This is a genomic window from Stenotrophomonas maltophilia group sp. LNF247, from assembly GCF_054083135.1.
Map to the genome: position 1 here is coordinate 208,219 of NZ_JBSRQL010000001.1, position 22,257 is coordinate 230,475.

At 67.0% G+C, this 22,257-nt stretch carries 24 protein-coding genes and 1 pseudogene; 6 read left to right on the forward strand and 19 right to left on the reverse strand.

What is annotated here, in order from left to right; translation table 11 throughout:
- Positions 1–12 precede the first annotated feature (12 nt).
- From ACTXG9_RS00940 to ACTXG9_RS00980, 9 genes and pseudogenes are all read right to left on the reverse strand, one after another.
- Positions 13–1,152, reverse strand: a complete 1,140-nt coding sequence (locus tag ACTXG9_RS00940; protein ID WP_111098493.1) for an SPFH domain-containing protein — start codon at positions 1,150–1,152, stop codon at positions 13–15.
- A gap of 101 nt (positions 1,153–1,253) precedes the next feature.
- The gene (locus ACTXG9_RS00945; RefSeq protein ID WP_306341177.1) at positions 1,254–1,682 is read right to left on the reverse strand and encodes an NAD-binding protein; all 429 of its coding nucleotides are present in this window, start codon (positions 1,680–1,682) and stop codon (positions 1,254–1,256) included.
- A pseudogene (locus ACTXG9_RS00950) lies at positions 1,671–2,144 on the reverse strand (NAD(P)-dependent oxidoreductase); the annotation flags it as partial. The gene ACTXG9_RS00945 and the pseudogene ACTXG9_RS00950, both read right to left, overlap by 12 nt.
- 45 nt (positions 2,145–2,189) lie before the next feature.
- Positions 2,190–3,482, reverse strand: coding sequence for a transporter (locus ACTXG9_RS00955; RefSeq protein WP_111101922.1), 1,293 nt, complete (start codon positions 3,480–3,482; stop codon positions 2,190–2,192).
- 46 nt (positions 3,483–3,528) lie between these two features.
- The gene (locus ACTXG9_RS00960; protein WP_197574998.1) at positions 3,529–4,278 is read right to left on the reverse strand and encodes a hypothetical protein; all 750 of its coding nucleotides are present in this window, start codon (positions 4,276–4,278) and stop codon (positions 3,529–3,531) included.
- Between the two features lie 12 nt (positions 4,279–4,290).
- Complete coding sequence (locus ACTXG9_RS00965; RefSeq protein WP_134729190.1) at positions 4,291–4,995, reverse strand: C39 family peptidase; 705 nt, start codon at positions 4,993–4,995, stop codon at positions 4,291–4,293.
- 100 nt (positions 4,996–5,095) lie between these two features.
- Complete coding sequence (locus tag ACTXG9_RS00970) at positions 5,096–6,412, reverse strand: adhesin (protein ID WP_456115480.1); 1,317 nt, start codon at positions 6,410–6,412, stop codon at positions 5,096–5,098.
- A gap of 43 nt (positions 6,413–6,455) precedes the next feature.
- Entirely contained in the window at positions 6,456–7,073 is a 618-nt protein-coding gene (locus ACTXG9_RS00975; RefSeq protein ID WP_111098489.1) for a hypothetical protein, read from the reverse strand.
- Positions 7,070–7,600: a hypothetical protein gene (locus ACTXG9_RS00980; RefSeq protein WP_197575001.1), complete on the reverse strand. Its 531-nt coding sequence runs from the start codon at positions 7,598–7,600 to the stop codon at positions 7,070–7,072. Before ACTXG9_RS00980 ends, ACTXG9_RS00975 begins: the two co-directional genes overlap by 4 nt.
- Positions 7,601–7,997: 397 nt before the next feature.
- Between ACTXG9_RS00980 and ACTXG9_RS00985 the strand changes: the two genes are divergently transcribed.
- Positions 7,998–9,353 carry a sigma-54 dependent transcriptional regulator gene (locus ACTXG9_RS00985; protein WP_111101926.1) on the forward strand — a complete coding sequence of 452 codons (1,356 nt, stop codon included), beginning with the start codon at positions 7,998–8,000 and terminating at the stop codon, positions 9,351–9,353.
- On the opposite strand, the gene ACTXG9_RS00990 is transcribed toward ACTXG9_RS00985, so the two are convergent.
- The 4 genes from ACTXG9_RS00990 to ACTXG9_RS01005 all read right to left on the reverse strand — a co-directional run bounded on the left by ACTXG9_RS00990 (position 9,354) and on the right by ACTXG9_RS01005 (position 12,178).
- Complete coding sequence (locus tag ACTXG9_RS00990; RefSeq protein WP_111098486.1) at positions 9,354–9,662, reverse strand: DUF6958 family protein; 309 nt, start codon at positions 9,660–9,662, stop codon at positions 9,354–9,356. It lies immediately after the preceding gene.
- On the reverse strand, positions 9,655–10,191 hold the full coding sequence (locus tag ACTXG9_RS00995) for a GFA family protein (protein WP_456115481.1): 537 nt from the start codon (positions 10,189–10,191) through the stop codon (positions 9,655–9,657). The genes ACTXG9_RS00990 and ACTXG9_RS00995 overlap by 8 nt, the downstream gene beginning before the upstream one ends.
- 68 nt (positions 10,192–10,259) lie before the next feature.
- Positions 10,260–11,141 carry a TolB family protein gene (locus ACTXG9_RS01000; protein WP_111098484.1) on the reverse strand — a complete coding sequence of 294 codons (882 nt, stop codon included), beginning with the start codon at positions 11,139–11,141 and terminating at the stop codon, positions 10,260–10,262.
- Positions 11,138–12,178 (reverse strand): twin-arginine translocation signal domain-containing protein, encoded by a 1,041-nt coding sequence (locus ACTXG9_RS01005; RefSeq protein WP_111098483.1) that lies wholly within the window; start codon positions 12,176–12,178, stop codon positions 11,138–11,140. Before ACTXG9_RS01005 ends, ACTXG9_RS01000 begins: the two co-directional genes overlap by 4 nt.
- Before the next feature lie 91 nt (positions 12,179–12,269).
- On the opposite strand from ACTXG9_RS01005, the gene ACTXG9_RS01010 reads away from it, so the two are divergent.
- From ACTXG9_RS01010 to ACTXG9_RS01025, 4 genes are read left to right on the forward strand one after another with little or no spacing between them, the layout of a single operon-like run.
- Positions 12,270–13,196 (forward strand): LysR substrate-binding domain-containing protein, encoded by a 927-nt coding sequence (locus ACTXG9_RS01010; RefSeq protein WP_021202361.1) that lies wholly within the window; start codon positions 12,270–12,272, stop codon positions 13,194–13,196.
- The gene (locus ACTXG9_RS01015) at positions 13,193–13,654 is read left to right on the forward strand and encodes a helix-turn-helix domain-containing protein (RefSeq protein ID WP_111098482.1); all 462 of its coding nucleotides are present in this window, start codon (positions 13,193–13,195) and stop codon (positions 13,652–13,654) included. The genes ACTXG9_RS01010 and ACTXG9_RS01015 overlap by 4 nt, the downstream gene beginning before the upstream one ends.
- 10 nt (positions 13,655–13,664) lie before the next feature.
- A complete protein-coding gene (locus ACTXG9_RS01020; protein WP_005409768.1) occupies positions 13,665–14,090 on the forward strand; it encodes a VOC family protein in 426 nt (141 codons plus the stop codon).
- Entirely contained in the window at positions 14,087–14,317 is a 231-nt protein-coding gene (locus ACTXG9_RS01025; RefSeq protein WP_021202364.1) for a hypothetical protein, read from the forward strand. The genes ACTXG9_RS01020 and ACTXG9_RS01025 overlap by 4 nt, the downstream gene beginning before the upstream one ends.
- 7 nt (positions 14,318–14,324) lie before the next feature.
- On the opposite strand, the gene ACTXG9_RS01030 is transcribed toward ACTXG9_RS01025, so the two are convergent.
- On the reverse strand, positions 14,325–15,020 hold the full coding sequence (locus ACTXG9_RS01030; RefSeq protein WP_134729206.1) for an HAD family hydrolase: 696 nt from the start codon (positions 15,018–15,020) through the stop codon (positions 14,325–14,327).
- A 104-nt stretch (positions 15,021–15,124) separates the two neighbouring features.
- Entirely contained in the window at positions 15,125–15,865 is a 741-nt protein-coding gene (locus tag ACTXG9_RS01035) for a DNA/RNA non-specific endonuclease (RefSeq protein ID WP_456115482.1), read from the reverse strand.
- A 799-nt stretch (positions 15,866–16,664) separates the two neighbouring features.
- Between ACTXG9_RS01035 and ACTXG9_RS01040 the strand changes: the two genes are divergently transcribed.
- Positions 16,665–18,239, forward strand: a complete 1,575-nt coding sequence (locus tag ACTXG9_RS01040; RefSeq protein WP_111098479.1) for a S15 peptidase family protein — start codon at positions 16,665–16,667, stop codon at positions 18,237–18,239.
- A 4-nt stretch (positions 18,240–18,243) separates the two neighbouring features.
- Here the strand turns inward: ACTXG9_RS01040 and ACTXG9_RS01045 are convergent, their stop codons facing one another.
- The 4 genes from ACTXG9_RS01045 to ACTXG9_RS01060 all read right to left on the reverse strand — a co-directional run bounded on the left by ACTXG9_RS01045 (position 18,244) and on the right by ACTXG9_RS01060 (position 22,219).
- Positions 18,244–19,074 carry a DUF6708 domain-containing protein gene (locus ACTXG9_RS01045; RefSeq protein ID WP_245151402.1) on the reverse strand — a complete coding sequence of 277 codons (831 nt, stop codon included), beginning with the start codon at positions 19,072–19,074 and terminating at the stop codon, positions 18,244–18,246.
- Positions 19,075–19,234: 160 nt separating this feature from the next.
- Positions 19,235–20,254, reverse strand: coding sequence for a sugar kinase (locus tag ACTXG9_RS01050; protein ID WP_021202370.1), 1,020 nt, complete (start codon positions 20,252–20,254; stop codon positions 19,235–19,237).
- Positions 20,255–20,264: 10 nt separating this feature from the next.
- Positions 20,265–21,452: a GDSL-type esterase/lipase family protein gene (locus ACTXG9_RS01055; RefSeq protein WP_031269477.1), complete on the reverse strand. Its 1,188-nt coding sequence runs from the start codon at positions 21,450–21,452 to the stop codon at positions 20,265–20,267.
- Between the two features lie 14 nt (positions 21,453–21,466).
- Positions 21,467–22,219 carry an SDR family NAD(P)-dependent oxidoreductase gene (locus ACTXG9_RS01060; RefSeq protein ID WP_021202372.1) on the reverse strand — a complete coding sequence of 251 codons (753 nt, stop codon included), beginning with the start codon at positions 22,217–22,219 and terminating at the stop codon, positions 21,467–21,469.
- Positions 22,220–22,257 lie beyond the last annotated feature (38 nt).

Below are 22,257 nucleotides of genomic sequence, written 5' to 3' on the forward strand. Positions count from 1 at the left end.
TGCGTTCCGCTGTTACAGGCCCAGTGCCTTGGCTTTCAGGGCGTCATAGTCGCCTTGGGTGATCAGGCCCAGGTCCAGCATTTCCTTTGCCTTCTTCAGCTTGGCCACCGGGTCATCCGCAGCCGGGGTGACCGGCTGCTGCATGCCGCCCACACCGAACATGCCCGAGGCCATGCCGACACCGACCAGGCCCGCCGCACCGCCGTTCTCGCCGGCCGACTGGATGCCCTGGGCGACGCTGGCCTGCAGGTTGGAATTGCCGCGCGAACCGGACAGCGCATCGGCGCGCTGCACGGTCTTCAGCAGTTCGCGGGTGTTGGCGTCGTACTCGATCGAGACGATGGCGGTCTTGACGATGGCCAGGCCGCGGTCGGACTTCCACTGGTAACCCTGCTCGACGGCGGCGGACAGGCTCTGCGCGAAGCCCAGCGAGTCCTGCTGCAGCTTGGTGATGCGGTTGCCCTTGCCCGGATCGTTGGTATACAGGCTGAAGGCCGGGGCCAGCGAACCGACCACTTCATTGAACAGTTGGCTGGCAGCGGCGTTGTCCAGATCGGTGAAGTCGAACACCTGGCCCGGCCGCAGGTAGCTGGCCGGCACGAAGTTCTTCACGAACAGGATCGGGTCGACGATCTTGAGCGTGTACGAGCCGCGGGTGATCGCACCGACCTGGGTATTGAGGAATCCGTCGTCCCAGTAGATTTCCGACTGGGTGCCGAAGCGGTTGTCCGGCAATTCCTTCAGCGAGACGAAGTAGGCCGCCTGCTGCGCGCCCGGCTGGCCGCCGAACTTGAAGCGTTCCCAGCTCTGCTTGATGAAGGTGCTGACCAGGCCGTCGCCGGCGAAGATCGACTGCGAGTTCAGGTCGTCCGAACGCCATTCGTAGCCACCCGGTTCGGCGACGAATGCGGTGATCGCGCCGTCCTGGAGCAGCAGCAGGCCGTAACCTTCGGGCACGATGATCTTCGAGCCGTTGGTGATGATGTTGGACGAGCCGCTGGTGTTGGAGCCGCGGCCGGCATTGGTGCCCTGCGGCACCGCCGCGAACAGGGCGGCCGTGGACGGCAGGCCCGCCGGCACGGTGTAGAAGTCCTTCCACTGGTCGGCCAGCACACCGCCAACCGCCCCCTTCACCGCCTGTACCAGACCCATGTCCAACTCCCTGTGATTCGAGGGCAGGCACCATGCCTGCCGAGCTGGACTGAATATAGCAGCGGTGGAGGACGGCAGTAGTGCCGGAACATGAATCCGGATCAGCGCCGGCCAGTGCCGGTTGGCCCGGCCCGTACCGCCTGCAGCACGGCCGCCATGTCCAGCGCCCCCGATCCGGACGCCAGTGCCTGTGCGAACAGCGCGTCGCTGGCGTCGATCAAGGGCGCATGCATGCCCACCTCATGGGCGGCAGCGGCTACCAGCCCACTGTTCTTGCGCACGTCGGTGATCGACGCCTGCACGCTGAAGTCACCACGGATCATTTTGTCCAGCTTGATTCGCGATACTTCGCTGGCCATCGGCCCTGCGTTGAGCACCTGCGCGAAGCGGTCAAGCTCGATGCCGTGTGCTTCGGCGAAGTACACCGCTTCGGCCAAGCCGGTGACCAAGGTGATCAGGTACAGGTTCACCGCCAGTTTCATGCGCAGTGCGGACGGCACTGCACCACAGCACACCGTTTGCCTGCCCATCGGTGCAACCAGTGGGGCGGCTGCCGCGAGGTCGACATCGGCACCGGCCAGCAGGATCACTAGCTGCGCCGCTTCGGCCTGCACGCGTGAGCCAGACACCGGCGCTTCCACGTAGCGGCCGCCCGCGGCACGGATCTGTTCGGCCAGCGCCTGTGAGTACGCTGCCGAGCTGGTACCCATGTTGATCAGCAGGCGGCCCTCGACCCGCTCGCCAAACGCCGCGCCATGCCGATCGAGCACGCTGTCGATGGCATCGTCATTGGCCAGCATCAGGATGAGGGTGTCGCAGGCCGCGAATACCTCGTCCACCGCCTCGCAGACGTTGATGCCGGCGGTGCGCGCGGCCGCATGGTTGCGGTCGGAGCGCGACCAGCCGCATACCTCGTAACCTGCGCGAGCCAGATGGGCCGCCATGGGCGTTCCCATCACTCCAAGTCCCAGGAATCCGATGCGCATAATGGACGTCCGCTGGCCGCAGAGCGCCCATCATGCCATGGGCAGTGGCCGCTAGAGCATGTAAGGAATCTTGAACGCCAGCGTGAAGTCCGGTGCGTCCGGGGTCAGTCCGATGCCCAGCAACGTCACCAGCGTGGTGTGCTGGTTCAACGCATAGGTCACGCCCAGGTTCAGTGATGCCGCATTGGCGTCACTGCCGATCACCTTCATCCACTTGCCACCCTGGAAGCGGGTGGAGGCGCGGGCGCTGATGCGGTCGCTGAAGGACAGGCTCAGGCTGGTCCGCTCGTTGAATGCGAAGGCCACCCCAGCACCGAAGTACACCGAGCCGCCCAGCTTCACGTCGCCTGGGTTGACCGTATCCGGATTGCTGTCGATGTCGCTGAAGCCGCGAGGGATGGAGTGCACGTACCCGATGTTGGCGAACAGGATGGCCGGGTCAGCGGTCTTCACCATCGACAGGCCGAGGTTGGCCTGCCATACGCCGTTGCCGGTGGGTTGCTCGCGCGGCACGGCGAAGCGGATGTAGTCGTCGTCATCGCGTTCGATCACCTTCCAGTCCAGGCCGTAGGGCGCGCGCCCGGTGGGGGCGGTGACACCGGCCGTGAGCACGGTCTCAGGGCGCCAGCCGCGTTCGCCGAACAGCCGGTAGTTCGCGCTCAGGCCAATGTCGCCCAGGCCGTTGCCGTTGGTCTGCTCCTGCGCGATGGCGGCCGCTGCACCGCCGGCGCCGCCTTTCTGGTACACGGTGCGCCGCGCCAGGTAGGGCACATCCAGGTTGAGGGTCAGGTTCGGGCTGACGCCCCAGCGGGCCGCCACGTTATAGGTCAGCGAGTCGGACTCCACGTTCTCGATGGCGATATTGCCGAGGAAGATGGCGTCCAACGCGAGGAAGCCGTTGAGGGTGAGCTGCTTGCGGTCATAGCGGGCGTAGGTGAGGCTGTTCTCGATGGTGAAGCGACGCGAGAACAGGGCCGATTGCTGCTGCTTCACGTCGTCCACGCTGCGCCGCGACTCCTGCCTGGCCTGCTGGGCCTCGGCAGCGGTACTGGCGTAGCCCTCGCTGCTCGGTGGAACCGCGGCGGCCGCCGCCTGCGCCAATGGCGCGGCAGGTGGGGTCGAGGCTGGGCCAACCCGCCCGCCCAAGCGTGCCTGCATGGCCTGCACCTGCATGTCCAGTTCGCGCAGCCGCCGCACTTCCTGTGCGTAGTTGGCTTTCAGCTGTTCCAGCTGGTTGGCCAGGGCCTGCACGTCTGCGCCATCGTCAGGCGTCGGCGGCACGGCAAGGGCGGTGCCCGCCAGCGCCGCCAGCGCCAACGGGGTGATCCTCATCAGGGTGTGCATGTTCGTGTCCTGCGTTGTGGAGCGTTTCCCCCAATGCCAGGCCCTGCTACTGGCCCGGCCCCATGCCGCGGTTCAACGCAATCGCCTGGGCCACGTTCTGGCTCAACGGCAGGTTGCCGCCCACGGCGTTGCGCACCAGCTCCAGCCGCAGCTGGTTGCTGGCGATCTGGCCGTCACCGGTAAGGGCGATGCCCTGGCCGACGCTGCCATTGCGGATCCACTGCTGCACCAGCCCCTGGCCATCCACCTGCAGCAGCAGGTGTGCCTGGTTGCCTTCCAGCACGGCCGTCGCGCTGGCGCCGGCCGGCTGCGCGGTGACGTTGCCTGCGCCATCAGAGAGAACAGCCGGCACGCCACCCTCGCGGACGGTCAGCGTGGTGACGTTGCGCGCGACATTGCCATCGCCGGCCACCTGCACGCTCTGCACCAGGCCGCTGGCATTGGCCAGGCCGCTGCTGTCGATGCTGCGTCCGTGGGTATCGGGCAGCGGCGCATCGGCTGCCGTGACATTCACGCTGGGCTGGAAGCTGAGCTTCGGCGCGCCAGCACCACGGAAGTCCATGCCCAGGGTCAGGCTGCCCTGCAGGGTCGTGCCGTTGCTGGCCTGCCACTGCGACACCATGGTGACCCCGAACCAGGCAACGTTGTTGCCACCCACGGTGTAGCGCCCCCGCATCAGGCTCAGCTCCGGGTCGGGGATTTCCGTGAGTCCACGCCCCGTCCTGCCGTCGGCGGCCTGCAGGGGCAGGGCAGGGGCCATCAGCAGCAGAGCCATCCATACGTGTTGACGGAACATGGTCGTACCTCCTCAGAACAGGTCGGCGTGGCTGAAGCCGAAGTCGACCAGTTCGGCATCGGTGATCGGCCCTTGCCGCGCGTAGAGCGCGCGGGCGCTTGGCCGTTCGCTGGGTTGCAGAAGAACGGTGTTGCGATCGAAGTCGCTGCCGATCACCACGAAGACCGCGCGCGATGGCCAGGCGGCCAGGAACTCCGGCAGCGCCAGGCTGCGGTTGCCGAGGATCGGGTCAGCCACTTCCACGATGCCGTTGCGCACCTGCTTGAGCACCACGAAATGGCGGAAGCCGCGCACGTCCATCAGCACCAGTCCTGGCACGCGAAGGGTGCGCAGTCGTGTTTCATCGATGCGGTAGCCCCGGCCACGCATGCCCAGCGATTCCACGTAGCGCTTGATGTCGAGCAGGGAGAAGCCGCGTTCGGCCACCAGCGCTGGATCGGAAACCCCCATCATTCCTTCGATCACCGTCGCTTCGTCGGTCTGCAGGTGATAGGCATGGCGCAGGATGGTCGCCAATGCGGCTGCCCCGCAGCTGTAATCGGTGTGCTGGCGCACCACGTTGCGGTAGCGCCGCTCCTGCATGCTTTCGACCTTCTGCTGCAGCAGCGCGCCGTTGGGCAGCACGCCGGCGAAGTGGACCTCGCCGGCCCACGCCCATGCGGTGCCCAGCAGCCACAGGCAGGCCAGCAGGCGCATCGATGGAGGGCAACGGATCATCTACGTTCTCCGGCAGCAGGGGGGAGCCCCCGTTCCAAGGGGGAGGAGGAACAGGGGCTCCCGGGGACCCGGCCATTGGCGGACGGCCGGGGTGTTGCGCTTACTCGCCGCTGCCACCACCGCCGCCGGTGCTGGGCTGGGCGACTGCCAGGGCCAGGCTGTTGGCCTGCAGGTTGCCGGTGCCCGCAGCAACGTTCACGCCGATGTTGCCGGAGGCGCCCGAGAAGGCACTGCCGGACAAGGCCGAGGTGTTGGTCGCATTGACGTTCACCCACCGCGTGGTGCTGACCGTGCCGCTGAGGCTGGCATACAGGTCAGCCACGCCCAGTTCGACGAACTGGCTGGTGCCACTCTCACGCGTATCGAAGCCCAGGCCGCCCACCCCTGGCCGGTTGGGGTTCATCGTGGCGTTCTGGATCTGGTTGTCCAGATCGATATGGCCGGTGCTGTTGCCACCCGGGTGCGGCAGCTCGCCACTCCACGTATCCAGGTAGTAGTTGGCCATCTGGTAGGCGTTGCCGGTGCCGCGGTAGGTGCCCGCGCCATAGGCCAGTGTCAGGCCGCTGACGCCGCCACGCATGCCGACCTGCACGGTATCGGTGTAGGACTGCACGAAGCCGGCGTTGCTGACCGTGTTGCCGGTGGAGACCTGGTTGGAGCTGATGCTCGACTGGGCCACCGCCGTGGTCGCTACCGACGCCGCGAGCGCGTTCTTCTGCTCATTGTTGTTGCCCGAGGCGATGTTTACACCGATGTTGCCGGACGCGCCGCCAAAGGCGTTGCCGCTGAGACCTGCGGCGTTGGTGACACCGGAGTTCATGGTGGCGTTGCCGAAGCCGGCCTGGTTGACGAACACCTCGGCGTCGGCCATGCCGAAGCTGAAGGACGCATCGGCCGCAGATAGTGAGGCCGCGTTGTCCTGCGCATTGTTGTCGCCGGAGACGACATTGAAGTCCAGATTGCCCGAGGCACCGGCACCGACGCTGTCACCGATCGACGCGCTGTTGGTGACCAGGCTGTTGCTGGTGGCGTTGTTGCTGATCGACTGCCGGTTGTCGATCACGGCAATGGCCGCCGAGTCGAGGTCGATGTCGCCGGTGATGTTCGGGTCGCCGGAGAAATTGATGTCGGTGCTCAGGCGCAGGTCCTTCTCCAGGTTCACGTCGACGCCGTGGTTGTTCTTTTCCTTGCGTTCGTCGGCCTGGATGTTGCTGTGCTTCTGCACGTTGACGTTGACAGTGCGGTTGCGCACGTCGTTGTCGGTGTGGTTGTGCGTGTCGTTGCGGGTCTCGCTGACGGTGTGGTTGTGGTTGATGTTCGCGTTGGCGTTCTGGTTGTCCCAGCCATTGGCCGCAGCGGCGGTCGAGGCAGTGGCAATCGCCATGGCGAGCATGGTCTTTTTGACGGTCGCTTTCATGGTGCCCTCTCTCTCATCAGGTGGTGCATCGGTTGGGTGGTTGTCACGGGCGGTCCTGCACGACCAGGCCCAGTACGTTGGCCGTGTCGTTGCCGTTGCCCGCGATCTGATTGAGTTGCAGGACCCCGTCGAATCCCCGCAGTGCGGTGCTGGCTACACCGGCGCTGCGGGTGCCCGTCGCGACGCCGTAACCGGTGTCGTCCCGCCCCCCTGCCAACGCGGAACCCTCGGCGGCCAAGGCCGTATCGTCGGTTTCGCGTATGCCCTGTCGGGCCAGCGTCGCGCTGACGACGTTGAGCGTCGTGTTGGCGATGCCGCTGGCCTGGTTGATGGATGCGATGCCACTGGCACCGGCCAGTGCGTCACCGCCAATGAACGCGGTGGCCTGCAGCGGCCCGGACAGCACGCGGTTGCCCTGCTGCAGTTGCCGGGCATTGATCGCCACGTCGGCGCGATCACCCTTGGCGATACCCCGCAGGTTGGCCTGCACGTTGAGGTCGCCGGCGGCCTGGTTGACGGCGATGGCCCCATTCGCCCCGGCCAGTGCGTGGCCGTCGATGCGGGCCACGTCGAGATAGGCGAGCATGCCGCCGTAGTCATCGGCCCGGGTCGCCCAGGGCGCGGCAGCGAGCAGCAGAAGCACGCCGTGCAGGGCCTTCATTTTCCACCTGCCGGGGCCGTGCCCTGCAGGGGGAACTGGGCCAGTGCGCCGCGCACGGTATCGGCGATACCGCGGGTGCTGCTGCCGACCGCACCGAGCGGACCGCTCATGGCGCCCCCGAGGTTGCTGCCGACCATGCCATCACCACCGCGGCCAAGCGTGCCGCCCAGGGCCTGCTGGGTGACCCGTTCAACGGTAGTGCCGCCCGGTGTCGCGACGGACGCTGCCTGGCCGGCACCCATGCCGGCATAGTCCTCATCGCTCAACTCGTCCATGCCGTTCGTCGTGCCACCGGCGCCCAATGCGGTGGCGATCTCGCGCTGTGGCTTCGGGTCGGCAATCAGGGCCATGCCCGGTGGTGCCATGCGATAGGCCGGCCGCGCGGAGACGTCCCGCAACAGGACGATTTCGCCCGGCTGTGCCTTCACGCCCTGGCGGGCGCCGGACGCGGATGCGCCCGTGCCAACCAACAGCGGGGCGATTGCCAGTGCTGCGGCCAGGCCGCGAACCAGGGTGGTGCCGTCCATGCCGATCTCCCGCGATGGGTGCGGCGGAACCACGCATCAACCGTGCCAACCTGGAAGTGCCCAGCCGCCAATGTCGGGACCGTGCAGCACCTGACCGTGCTGCTGCCACGGTGTTACAGGCACGTCGGGGAATCGTTGGGATTTCGAAGCCCCAGGCACCGCAGGGCAAGGGCGGCGGGCAACTGTTGCATGCGTGTTACAGGTGGCGCCGCCGTCTGCAACGGTGCCGGTTCAGCCACGAATTTCTTGACGCATTGCTCATTGCACCGCCGTTTAGGGAAGCGCTAGGATCCGCCCAACAAAGGCCGCCCCGGTGGCCGTAGAGGTCCCGGCGGGGGGGCGGCACGCCGGCGATTGCCTGACAGTCCGCCGACGGTGTCCGGATGCTGGGGGAAGCATGGCAGCGGTCCCGGAGGCTTCTACGTCACGTTGCGTGCTCTGGTTTGGCGAGCCGTTGGCGAACGAGCGCAGTGCGCTGGCGGCAGCAGGCTGGCATGTGCGCAGCATCCATCCCGATCCCGCCATGGCGATAGGCCTGCGTGGGCGCGATCGATTGCTCGCCGTACTCGATCTGCGCCATCTCGATGCGGCGTCGCTGCAGCTGCTGGAACCGTGGATCGAGCAGCACCAGCATCTGCCCTGGCTGGCGGTACTGCCACCGGGCGCCGGACCCACATCGCCGGCCTGGCTGCCGTTGCTGCAGCGATGTGGCGCGCGCTTCACGCTGCCGTTCGGCCTTCAGGACCTGGTCTGCGCAATGCGCCAGCAGTTCGATGCGGATGATCCGCCTGTCGACGCAACCTGCGGTGGGCACGGACCGCACGCGCTGATTGGCGAAAGCGCCGCGCTGCATGCGGTGCGCACGGTGCTGCACAAGTTCGCGCCGGTGGAACTGCCGGTGCTGGTCACCGGCGAAACCGGTACAGGCAAGGAACTGGCTGCACATGCGCTGCATGCGCTGTCGGGGCGCGCCGGCAGGCCTTTCATTGCGGTGAACTGTGGTGCGATTCCGGCCAGCCTGGTGCAGTCGGAGCTGTTCGGCCACGAACGTGGCTCGTTCACCGGTGCCGACAAGCGGCAGATCGGTGTGTTCGAATCCGCCCATGGCGGTACGGTGTTTCTTGATGAGGTAGGCGATCTGCCGGCAGAAGCGCAGACCAGCCTGCTGCGCGTGCTGCAGGAGGGGACCTTCGAGCGGGTGGGCAGCAGCCAGCCGCTGCGCGCGGACGTGCGGGTACTTGCCGCGACCCACGTCGAACTGGAACACGCGGTGGCGCAGGGGCGGTTCCGCAGCGATCTCTACTACCGCCTGAACGTGCTGCGCCTGCTGATGCCACCGCTGCGCGAGCGCGGTGCCGACGTGCAGCTGCTGGCCGAGCACTTCCTGCGCTGCTTCCGGTTGCGCCACAGCGTGCGTGCACGCGGCTTCGCACCGGCCGCACTGCAGGCGATGCGGCGCTTCGACTGGCCCGGCAACGTACGCGAACTACTGAACCGTGTGCAGCGTGCAGCGATCATGGCCGAAGGCGAGCTGATCAGTGAGCGTGACCTGGAGCTGGGCGCATCGGTAGCGGCCCTGCCCGCGGCGATGCTGCACGATGCACGCGGCCAGGCCGAGCGCGATGTACTGCTGCAGACCCTGCGCCAGACCGGCTACAACGTCTCCGAGTGCGCGCGGCAGATGCAGATATCGCGGGTCACGGTGTATCGCCTGTGCCGCAAGCACCGGTTGGAACTGCCTGCACAGCGCTGATCAGCCGGCCGCCAGGTGCTTGAACAGGCGCACCGGTTTGCCCGCGACGCGCTCGATCACGCCCTTGGCTTCCAGGTCCAGCTGCACGGCCTTCAACCACCAGCCGGCGGTGGCACCTGCCGGGAACAGCGCGGCGGGCAGGTGTGGCAGCAGTGCCTGTTTCGCCTGCGCGACGGTCAGGCCGGGCGGTTGCGCGGGCAGCGCCCGCAGCAGGGCATGGCGCATGGCGAGGTACTTGGCGCGATCCACGCGCTGGATGTGCCCGGGCGTGGTGATGCTTTCGATCTCGATCCGTCCTGGCTCAGGCATGGGTATCTCCCGCGACCTCGATGCGTGGGCTGCGGAAGCCCATGGCGATCCACGCCTTCATCAACCGCGCATAGAAGCGCAGCGACCGGGTCTTCAGGTTCGGCACATCGTCAGGAAGCACAGACGCATCAGGAAGATCACTGACCATGGTCCGCATCTCCACTGCAGGTCTTGTCGATGCCGGCCACAACAGGCCATACAGGCTCAACCAAGGGCCGCCGCTGAACTCCAGGAAGAGCGGCGTATTGCAGCAGCCGGCCAGCACGCGGCGGCTGCCGCCCCTGCTGGACAATCGCAAGGCACGCAGCATGGCATGCCCGGCATCGATGCTGACGCGATCCTTGCGGTGCATTACGAAGAGCGTCTGGCCGTGCGGGCCCAGCACGTCCGGGGCTCGGGGCATCGACTGCAGCATGGCGCCGGCCTTGCGGCAGCTGTCGCAGCAGCATTCGACGGTGGCAATGGATTGGCCCGTGGCGGTCAGGCGTACCTGGCCGCAGGCGCAGGCAAGGGACTGGTGTGAGGCCATCTGCGTTTTCTCCTGGGGGAGTCATCCTCTCGACGAACCGGGGCGCGGAAAATCGACAACATCTGCCTTCAAGGGCGCATCATCCGATAGCGGATGCGGTACAGGTCCAACCCTGCACCGTCCGCGCGCCGCGCCGAATAGGTCAAGGTGTCGGGTTGCGAGCCATCCAGCATCGCGCCGTAGCTGTCGCCGGAGGCCTCGTTCAAGGGGGAGGGCAATGCAAGGCCCGCGTCATAACGGCCTCCACGCTCGTAGGCGATGAACTGGCGTACCGGTGCACTGCCGAAGTCCAGGGCGCGGGCAAACACCAGCGTCCGGCCGTCGCCCAGGAAGGTGGCATCGAACTCCTGCGCTGCGGTATTGAGGTCTCCCGGCAGCGGCCGTGCCGGCTGCGCCATGTCACGGACCATCGCTGCGACGTAGAGGTCATGGCCACCCGCACCGCCTGCGCGATCGCTGGAGAACAGCAGCGTGGCTGCGTCCGGCGAGAGCATCGGCGCGAACTCATCGGCCACGCTGTTCACTGCCGGGCCAAGATTGACCGGCTTCCCGAATCGACCGTCGCTCCCAATGCTGACCCGGTACAGATCGTCGCCGCCCAGGCCGCCTGCGCGATCCGAACAGAAATACACCACGCGGCCATCGGCGGAAAAAGCGGGATCGAAGTCGCGCCCCGGCGAGTTGAACGGCACCGGCATCGCCGGCCGCCAGCGCTGCCCATCGTTGCGGGAGACCCAGATGTCATACCCACCCGGCCCGCCGGGCCGGTTGCGGCTGAACCACAGTGCGGTTTTTCCGTCCGGGCTCAAGGTCAGTCGAATCTCGTCGTATAGCGTGGATGCAACGCCCGGGGCAAAGCGCTCGGCGGGGCCGACGATCCGCAGCACCCTGGATGGCGACGCGGGAGGCGACGCAGCAACCAGCAGCATCACGGCCAGCAGCGCCTTCATGCCTGTCGCTCGAAGTCGCTGACCCAGTTGGTTTCCCAACTGCGTCCACCATCGGTCGAGGCCGCGTGTTCCCAGCGCGCCGAACGCGGGGTGATGTGTGACCAGATCACCCGCGTCTGGATTGTTCGACCGTCGTGCTGGTCTTCGCCGAAGAAGCGGCCGACACCGGCATGGAAACCACCACGCAGTGGCGCGCCGATCCGGGTTGGCTCCCGGCCATCCAGCCACCAGCTCAGCCAGTGCCGCTCCGCCGCATTCCAGGCGCGGATGCCCATGCCTCGCAGCGGCGCTCCAGGCATGTCCATCAGGTTGTCACCCACGTTGCCGAATCCTCCCAGGACCGGCCAGTTGTGCAGGGTGCCGTTGAACGCGTCCCATGCATCGCTGCCTGCCAGCCGAGCGCGCAGGCGACGATGGCGCACGTTCCAATGGCCCACCAGGAAATCAAAATCGCCCGGTGCATCCGGCAGCTTCGGAAGCGGAGAGGGGACCGCAGCAGTGCGGCGGAACCAGTTGCGCCAGTTCACTTCCCAGTGCGCACCGGCATCGTCGGAGAACGCCTGTTCCCACCACGGCTCCTCGCCGTGGATGTCATGCCAACGGAACCAGACCTCGACGGGGCGCCCGTCGATCCGGTCGGTGCCGCGGAAGCTGCCGGCATCGCCCTTGAAAGCGCCGCGCACAGGGGCTTCGATATGGGCAGGGTTGCGACCATCGATCCACCAGATCGACCACGTGGAAGACACCGGATCGAATGCACGCACGCCCAGGCCCCTGTAGGGGCCCGAAGGCAGCGCCATGACGTTGTCATCGATGGTGCCGAGTCCGCCCAGGGTGAGCCAGACCGCGCTGGAACCGGTGAAGGACTCCCATCGGGTATCGCCGACCAGGCGCTCCTTCAGGCGTCGGTGCCGGACCTGCCAGTTGCCCTGCAACCATTTCCAGTCTTCGCTGTGGCTGGGCAGGGCCCACCCGGAGGGCAGCGCCGTAGATGCCGCCGCGGCGGCCAGGGTGGCCAGGAACTGCCGTCGATCCATGTGCGTGATCCCCTGTCGAAGGTGCCTCCATCGTTGCGCGTACCAGGGGGATTGACCACGCAGATATCGGGGCTCAGGCTAAGTCACACTTATGGTCACCCAACGCCAGCTGCCATCGCTTGCCGCCATCCGTGCCTTCGAGGCGGCGGCGCGGCTGGGCAGCTTCGCGCGTGCCGCCGAAGAGCTCGACACCAGTGCGGCATCGGTGAGCTACCACGTGCGGCGGCTGGAGGCCCAGACCGGTACCTGCCTGTTCCTGCGCCATGCACAGCACGTAGAACTGACAGCGACGGGTGCCAGCGTCGCCCAGGAGGCCACCCGGGCATTCGATGCACTGCGCGCCAGCTTCATGCGCGCCGCAGACATGGATGCGGCGCGACTGCGCCTGTCCGTGCTGCCCACGCTGGGCACCAGTTGGCTGACGCCGCGACTGGGCACGTTCCGTGCCCGCCACCGGCAGCTCGTGCTGGAACTGGACCTGTCGGCAGCGCCGCAGGATCTGGCCGCCGGTCACTTCGATGCCGCCATCCGCAATGGCCAGGGCGAATGGCCGGGTCTTCAGGCAACTCCCTTGTTTCCCAGCGTGTTCACACCGTTGTGTGCGCCGGCGCTGCTGCACGAGGCGCGTGGGCTGGGCAGCAGCGCGCTGGAGATTCCCCTGCTCGGGCGGCCGGACTGGTGGGCCCTGTGGTTTGCCGCGCACGGGCACATTCCACCGCCGGCACCGGAGAGTTTCGTCGCGCCCTTTGCCGTCGAGCATCTGGATGTCGGCGCCGCGATCGCCGGGCAAGGCATCGCCATTGGTTCGCCGATCCTTTTCCAGGCCGAGCTGGACAGCGGGCGGCTGGTGCAGGCGCATCCGGGTGTCGCCAGCGACGGTCGCAGCTTCTGGTTCGTGGCACCCACGGCGCGAAATGGCAGTGCCAAGGTGATTGCATTGCGTGACTGGCTGGTCGAGCAGGCCGCTGAGGCGCGGCACGCGGCACGCCACTACCTGGCCCAGGCGGTGGTGCCATGAACCAGAGCCCCGAACTGCTGCGGCGCCTGCTGCGTGCCAAGGACCGGATGGACCGCGCCAGCCATGAGGAATGGCCGGTCGCGCGCCTGGCCGAGGTCAGTGCAGTGTCGCCGGCGCACTTCGCCCGCTCGTTCAAGCAGGCCTTCGGGCTGCCACCGCACCGCTATCTCCTTAGCCGGCGCATCGAACGGGCCGTGGCGATGTTGCGTGACACCGAGTTGCCGGTCACCGAAATCGCCGCGCAAACCGGGTGGAGCAGCCTGGGTACCTTCGGCCGAATCTTCCGTGACATCACCGGTGACAGCCCGGGCAATGTGCGTGAGCGTGAGCGTGCAATCCGGGCGGCGTCGGCCAGCGTTCCGGAATGCCATGCACGCGCCGCGCAGCGCCCGGACCTGAAGATCGCAGTTTTGGAGAAGCGCCGCCGCGAGGCGGTTGCTAACGTGGACCCCACCTGAGGGAGGTCCCATGACGAACACTGTGAACACGGTCGGCCTGTATGTGCGCGACCAGGATGAGGCGCTGGCGTTCTACGTCGGCAAGCTCGGCTTCGAAGTGCATACCGACGTGCGCAATGGCAGCTACCGATGGCTGACGGTCCGCAGCCCGGGCCAGGACGGTTTCCAGCTGGGCCTGTTCGTGCCAGGCCCGCCCACCCACGACGCCGCTACCGCACTTGCGCTGCAGCAGCTGGTGGCCAAGGGCGCAATGCCGCCGCTGGTGCTGGCCGTGGATGACTGCCAGGCGCGCTACACGCAATGGCTGGCACAGGGCGTGGAATTCACCCAGGAGCCGATCGAGCGCTATGGCGCCGTCGACGCCGGATTCCGTGACCCGTCAGGCAATGGCTGGAAGATGATCGAAGCCCGTTCCGAAGCGAGGCGCCGGCAATGAGCCGCGGTGGCTGGGCACGGCCCGTGCATCGTTGGACCTCGATCGTGTTCACCCTGGCGGTGATCGCCAACTTCGCCGTTCGCGGGCTGGGGCAGGGCGAACCTGCAGCGTGGATCACCTATGCGCCGCTGCCGCCGCTGTTCCTGCAACTGTTCACCGGGTTGTACCTGTTTGCGCTGCACTACAGCGGCAGGTGCCGCAGCGCCGGGCAGGGCGCTGCGGGTTGACGCCGGGTCAGGCGGCAGCGTCGGCGGCGTAGGCCGCCAGCAGTGCGGGAAGATCTTCCATGCGCTGGAAGATCACCTGGGCACCGGCCGCGCGCAGAGCTTCGGGTGTGCTGTGGTGCGGGCCGCCCTCGCTGAAGCCGAACACGGTGGCACCTGCCGCCACGCCGGCGGTCGCGCCGGTCACGGTGTCTTCAATGACCGCGCAGCGCTTCGGATCCACACCCAGCGCGGCAGCGGCCGCCAGATAGACGTCCGGGTGCGGCTTGGTGTTCGGCATGTCCTGGCCGCTGTAGACGTGGTCGCCGAATGCATCGAGGATGCCGACCTTGCCCAGCTGCAGTTTCACCTTGATCAGGTCGGCACCGGACGCGCAGGCAATGCGGCCACCGGTCGCTGCGGCGATCGCACGCACGGCCTCGGGCGCCCCCCGGATCGGCTCCAGATCCCGTTCCAGCGCCCGGTTGCGCTGCTGGCGGAACTCCTCCAGCCATTCCTCGGTGAACGGCTTGCCGGTGCGCTCTGCGATCAGCCCTGCCAGATGGGCCACGGACTGCCCGAGGAAGACTTCACCCGCCTGCGCCGGGGTCAGCGGCCAGCCGCGTGCGGTCAGCATTTCCGAGAGAACGCGGGCGACCAGCGGCTCGGAATCGACGAGTACGCCGTCGCAGTCGAACAGCACGGCATCGAAGGGGAAACAGGACATCTACAGCTCCAGGGGGCAATGCGGTGGTGCAATTGCCCGCCATTTTCCCACAGCCATCCTTGCGTGGCACCCGGACCGGGTGCCACCCATTCCCGGCAGACCGGTCAGCCCAGATCACACCCCGCCGGCTGCGGCCAGGTGCTGGCCGGCAGCATGTTCTTCAGCGAGGCCGGTGCGTTGATCGCAACGTAGCTCGCACCCAACAGCTCCTCCAGATCGGCGATGGTCACCAGGTAGCTGTCGAGGCTGCCCAGATTGGCTTCGTTGGGAATGATCCAGCTGATCGCCTTGGCCGTGCCAGTGTTCGGATCACGGGTGATGATCGTCTTCCAGAAGAACTCCGGCGTCGGGATGCCGTGGCTGGAAAGGAAATAGTCGTTGGAGGCGTCGCCGTAGACCACGCCACCATAGACATCCACCGGTGCGATGTCACGGTAGCACTCGGCCACGTTCTCGGCCTTCACCCAGATGCCCTGGTTGAAGCTGGAGACCTGCGGAACGATGTTGGTCATGTAGTTGGCGCGGCGGATGTAGGTCGCGTTGTAGTCCATGTGATTGGACGTCACCAGATGACCCCGGTCATAGCCGGACGTGATGCTGGCGTAGGAGGCGGTGCTGGTCTGGCCGAGGCTGCCTGCCGGCAGGTCCGGATCCTTGTAGAAGCTGGACGGGCGCGCGGCCGAACCGGTGTCTGCCGTCAGGGTGTATTCGTAGCGGGTGGCGCTGTGGATGCTGCAGTCGTAGGTGAGCACGAAGCCGCCCTTGTTGAGGGTGACGACCTGGGCTTGGGCAGCGCTGGCGAAGGCACTGAGGACGAACGCGAAGAAGAAGCTTGCAAGGCGCATTGCGGTTCTCCAGCAGAAGTTCAGGGCGCAGCCGTCCGCCACGACCTGGCAGGGCGAGGTCACGGGGAGACGGTGCGGAGTCGGGTGCAGCGGATTGCGGTGGGACGTGACCGCGTTGTTGGGCTGTGGAGGCCCTGCGGTGTCGTAAGCGTCACAAGCTGTCGTCTTTCGGTCAACGACGAAAAGACGAAGCTGTGACCGCCCGCAAGCACTGGAGAGGTGTCAGATCACACGGCGCGTGGGTGACATGCGCGCGTGCTAGGGCGTCGTAGCGCAGGGGGTGTACGACTCGATATCCTGCGCAGCAGGACCGGAAACCGCAGGATCGAGCAAGGCGAATGATCAACAGTGAACTGCTTGCAGGGGGCGCTGCTGCTGCGCTGATCGGGGTTGCAATCGTGGCTGCGCTGCGTCGGCAGAGACGCCCGCCGCATCGCAGTTTCAAGTGTGGGCGCTGCGGCAACGCCGCCCTCCATGACGAACGTACCCGTGGCGCTTGGCGCGCCGGGAAGCAGCGCTTCTACTGCAGGGCCTGTCATGCCGCTTGGCTGCGATCGCATCCACAGGCTTCCGCGCCGCACCGCGGGGCGTCCGGATGCCTGGGCGTCGTTGGCACACTTGCATTGATGCCACTTGCAGGCCTGGTGGCGTGGGTGATCCACCGCGCCTGAATGTGGTCCTGCATCGATCCAGCCGGGCGCCTGGTTCGAAAGCGCCATGCTGCGTCGCAAGGTGCCGCCCACCATTCGCACTGGTACGGTCCGATCCGTTGCACCACCACCGACGGGGAGAGACAACGATGCGCAAGGTTCTGCTGCTGTTGATCCTGCTGACCGGGCTGGCGCCCACGGTCCTGGCGGCCACGGTCAAGACCACCCATCGCACCATCCCCAGCTGGGATGGCACGCCCCTCGGGGCCTTCGTCATCGAACCCCAGGATGCCGGCAGTGGCCGCTATCCGCTGCTGGTGATGCCCAGCAGCTGGGCAGTGCCCAGCGTGGAGTACGTGGGCGTGGCACAGTCGCTGGCGCAGCGCGGCTATGTGGTCATCAGCTACAGCTCGCGCGGCTTCTGGGAGTCCGGCGGCAGCATCGACATCGCCGGGCCCGCAACGGTCGAAGACGTCAGTGCGCTGATCGACTGGGCGCTGGCCAACACCCGGGCCGATCCGGCCAGGATCGGTGTCTCGGGCATCTCCTACGGGGCCGGCACCAGCCTGCTGGCGGCGGCACGCGACCCCCGCATCAAGGCCGTTGCCGCGCTGAGCGGCTGGGCCGACCTGCAGGCGTCGCTCTACAGCCATGACACGCCCAGCGCACAGGGCATCGCCCTGCTGGTGGCAGCCGGCCTGGCCACTGGCCGCCCCGGGGCGGAGCTGGCCACCATCAACGGCAATGTGCTGGTCGGCAACTACCAGGGGGCGGTGGACTCGCTGCTGCCGGTAGCGGCACAGCGCAGCCCGGCCAGCAGCCTTGATGAGATCAATGCCAACCAACCCGCGGTATTCCTCGCCAACGCCTTCAACGACAGCCTGTTCCCGCCGGGCCAGCTGGTGGACTTCTTCAACCGTTTGAAGGGCCCCAAGCAGCTGCAGCTGCGCCATGGCGACCACGCCCTCAACGAGGCCTTCGGTGCGCTCGGCATTCCCAATGAAGTCTATGCCGCGGTGGGCGACTGGTTCGACCACTACCTCAAGGGCGTGGCCAATGGCATCGACCGCCAGCCGGCGGTGCAGTTGAAGTCGCAGAAGGGCAGCTGGAGCCGTTATCCGGACTGGCAGGCCACCTCTACCGGCGCCGTAAGCTACGGGCTGACCGCGCCGAGCGGGTTGTTACAACCCACCGGTGGACTGGTGGCGAACGGTGGCGGCACCGGCTGGAGCTACCGCATCGGCAGCGGCCTGCTGACGGCCGCCAACTCCGGCGTGGTGATGGCGTCCGGCGCGCTGCAGATGATCAACCTGCCACCGGGCGCGTATGTGCCGTTCGTCGGACGCAACGCCGCGGGAGTCTGGCAAGGGCCGATCTACTGGAGTGCGCGCCGTCTGGATGGCGCGCCGGAAGTGCGGATGACGGTCACGCCAAGCCGCGCCGACACCACGTTGTATGCCTATCTCTATGCCGAGGACGTGCTGGGCAATGGCCAGCTGATCAGTCACAAGCCCTATACGCTGCGGGGTGCCACGCCGGGGCAGGCGAAGACCATCGACCTGCGGCTGGAGGCCAGCAGCTGGGAGGTGCCGGCCGGCAGTCGCCTGACCCTGGTGGTGGACACGGTGGACCTGCGTTATGCGGGCATCAGCCAGTTGGGTGGCACGGTAACCTTCAGTTCACCGGCGAACGCGCCGTCGGTACTGAAGCTGCCTTTGCACTGATGGGTCATCGCAGGTCCGGTGGATTCATCGAAGCGTCGCGGACACAGGGATCACCGGCGTCCGGTGTCAGGCGCGCCTCGATGTCCGGTGGAAACCGCGGAATCCTGCTGGTCTGCATCACCACCCAGCGCATGATCGTGTGCAGGTAGTTGAGTGGCAGCATCGTGAGCCACATGAAACCCGGGAGGCGCGCGTCTTCGGCGAAGATGCGCTCCTTGCCGGACGCGAAGCTCTCGCGCTTGCCGTCCAGCGGCATGCAGCAGTGCACCGCGTCCACGACGGCTGCCGGTCCTTCTTCCATGTAGCGCCGCAGGAACTCCCAGTGGGCATGCGCGTTCTCGATGCGGGAGGTCGCGATGCAGAACGCGAACGTCTCCCGTACTGTCACGCCATCCGCGTCCAGGATCAGTCCGCGGACATCCCAGTTGTACCATCCGAAGGTTCCGGTTCCGCGGCCCAGCGTGAAATGGACCCGGTCCCAGGGCACGCTGAGGGTGGTGCCATCCAGCCGGAACACGTGTATCTGCCGGTGCTTGCGATCGAGCGCGATCGGATAGTAGGTCCAGCGGAACAGCTCGAGGCAAGCCACCCAGATGCTCGCTGCAGTGAAGGCGGCCAGCATCGCCATGCCGATGAATATCGCCTCCCACAGGCCGTTTTCGTTGGGTAGCCTGTTCACGACCAGCGACCAGAGCAGCATCAGCATGCCGCCCAGCCCAAAGGCAATGCCGATCGCGCCCAGCAGGGCTGCAAAGCCACGCGCGGCGAACCAGCGATCCACCGAAACCAGGCCGTTCGAATTCATCTTCACCACGCACAGCTGCGCCAACGGCACGACATCCAGCCGCTTCTTCTGCAGCAGGCGGTGCTCGCGTTCAAACGCATTCAGCGGGCGGTTGTTGGGAAACTTGCGCGTGTATCCGGTGTAATCCATGGGCGATCCCTGCGCGATTCCAGCGCCCGTTGGATTCTAGCGGGATTCTCCCGGGGGGAGATCAGCGACGGACGTCGAACGGGTGGCTCTCCATCAGTGCCCGGACTTCAGCTTCGCGGGCAGGGCTGAAGTCGCCGGGAATGGCGTGCTTCAACGCGCCTGCGGCCAGTCCGAAGCGCACGGTGCTTTCTGCGTCCAGCCCGGACAGCAATCCGTGCAGGATGCCGGCGGCAAAGGCATCGCCACCGCCGATGCGATCAACGGTGCCGGGCAGCGGCCTCGGAGGAGCCTGCGCGCGGGTTCCATCGCGCCCCAGCAGCAGCGCGCCGAGCACGTGATGGTCGGCGCTGATCACCTCGCGCTGGGTGCAGGCCAGCCACCGCAGGTGCGGGAACGCGGCAAAGGCAGCGGCCGCAGCGGCCTCGGTTCGGGCGACCGCATCGTCCTGCGCGAAGTGCAGCCCCAGCACCAGTTCGATGTCCCGATGATCGGCAAAGACAATGTCGGCCTCGGCGAAGACCTCGCGCAGGATCGCCGCTGCGTCGCCATCCCAGCGTCGCCACAGTGACGGACGATAATTGCCGTCGAAGGACACCTGCACACCGGCCGCGCGAGCCGCACGCACCGCACCCAGCACCGACTCGGCCACGTTGGCGCCCAGCGCCGGACTCACGCCCGAGACATGCAACAGGTGCGCGCCGGACAGCAGGGCGGGCCACGCATGGTCACTGGCATTGCTGTTTGCGAATGCAGAACCGGCGCGGTCATACACCACTTCACTGGCGCGCTGCACCGCACCGGTCGCCAGGAAGTACAGGCCCATGCGGTCACCCGCCACTTCACGCACGGCGGCCACGCCCACGCCATGCCGCCGCAGCTCGGCCACGGCATGCCGGCCCAGCGCGTTGCCGGGCACAGTGCTGGCCATCTGCACATCGTGGCCCAGGCTGGCCAGCGAGACCGCCACATTGGCCTCGGCACCTCCCACATGAACCTGCAGCTGCGGCGTCTGCAGCAGCAGTTCACGACCGGGCGCGCCCAGGCGCAGCAGCAACTCACCGAAACAAACGACGTGGCTCATCGGTTCTCTCTCACTCGGGGGTAGTGCAGCCCAGCATGCGCAGATCGATGGCATCGGCCATGCGCCGGTAGCCCTCGTCGTTGGGGTGCAGATGGTCGCGGGTGATCTCGTTGGGCAGCGATTCGGCTGCCTTCGGGTCACGCAGCGCGGCGTCGAAATCGATGATGCCATCGAAGCCGCTGTTGCCGCCGCGTGCCCACTGGTTGATCGTGGTGCGGGTGGCGGCGGACACGGGCTCGTAGCGCTCGGAACCGCCGAACGGGGTCAACGTACCCAGCCAAGCGCGGATGCCGTGCGCATGCAGCCGCGCCGCAACCTGTTGATAGCCCAGCAGCATGTCCGCCGCACTGCGTCCAGGCAGCGGCTGCGCGCCACCGCCGTGGCGGATGTCATTGATGCCTTCGAACAGGATCACCTGATCGGCGTCGGCCACCGCGATCACATCGCGATCCAATCGTGACAGGGCGCTGTGGCTGCGGCCATGGTCAAGCAGTTTGTTGCCGCTGATGCCCTGGTTGAGTACCACGAACCGGTTCGGGCAGGCCTGCTGCAGGCGCTGCGCCAATCGCTCCGGCCACTGGTTGAAGGTGCCGCGGCGTGCGGTGGCGCCTTCCGTGATGGAATCGCCCAGCGCCACGATTACCTGGGGACGATCTTCACGCTGCACCATCACTGCCGAGAACACGTTCTGCTGGTAGCTCAGCCGCACGCTGTCGGCGACGGCTGTCTGCCTGCCATCTGCGACCCGCAGCTCGGTGCGGCGCACGGCGGGGCGGGTGGGCTGCGGGAAATAGGCACTCACGCTGATCTCCTGCAGCGCCGCCACCGGCATCCGCACCGGGTCGCTCAGCAGCGCGGCTCCGACCGGCACCTCGATGACCGCGCGGCCATCCACCGTTACCGGCAGCGGTGCGGCCTTGCCGTTCTTCACTCCCACGCGCAGGTCCTCGACCCGCAGCGGCGCCGTGCCGAGCTCGTTGCTGATGCGCAGCCGCAGCGCATCGCCACGGCTGCCGACACGCATGTCCTGGCGCACGGTCTGCGCGGCGAACTGAACCGGCGCATCGGACGTTCCGTCCTTGCGGTCGGGCGCGGGCGCGGCCGTCCAGGCAGTGACCCACACGGGTGCGGCCCACGCAGCGGGCGCCGTCATGGCGGAGCAGAGCGTCAATGAAAACAGAAGTGTCCAGCGCTGCATGGGCAGGATTCCAGTCAGGAGAAGTAGGTGCCGCCGTTGACGTCCAGATTCGCACCGGTAATGAACGCCGCCGCATCCGAGGCCAGGAATACAGCGGCGTCAGCGGCTTCGTCCGGCGCACCCTGCCGGCGCAACGGGGTGGCGCCGGCAACGGCCGTGCGTACTTCCGGCTTGGTGAATTCATCGTGGAAGCGGGTGGCGATCATGCCGCAGCACAGTGCGTTCACCCGGATACCCTTCGGCCCCAGCTCCTTGGCCATGGCGCGGGTGAAGGTCATCACCGCCGCCTTGGCGGTGGCGTAGATCGATGCGCCCGGGCCGCCACCATCACGACCGGCCTGCGAGGCGAAGTTGACGATGGCCGCGCCTTCGCGCATGTGCGGCACCACCGCGTGCGTGGTCAGGTAGGTCGAGGTGAGGTTCAGGTCCATCACGGTGTGGAAGAACGCCGGGTCGATGTCGGCCAGCGGCCGGCGCTGCACCATGCCACCGGCCACGTTCACCAGCAGGTCGATGCGCTCGCCGAACGCGGCCTGTGCCGCAGCGACCAGGCCGGCGACGGCCGTGGCGTCGGTGACGTCGGCACGGTGCACGATGGCCTGGCCACCGGCCGCACGGATCTGTGCCAGCGTTTCCTGGGCACTGGCTTCATCATTGGCGTAGTTGATGCAGACGCGTGCACCGGCGGCAGCCAGCTTGATCGAAACGGCGCGACCGATATCGCGGCCACCGCCGGTGACAATGGCCACCTTGTCCTGGAACGACATGCGGAAAACTCCTTGGTTTGCGGGGGAATTGAAGAGAG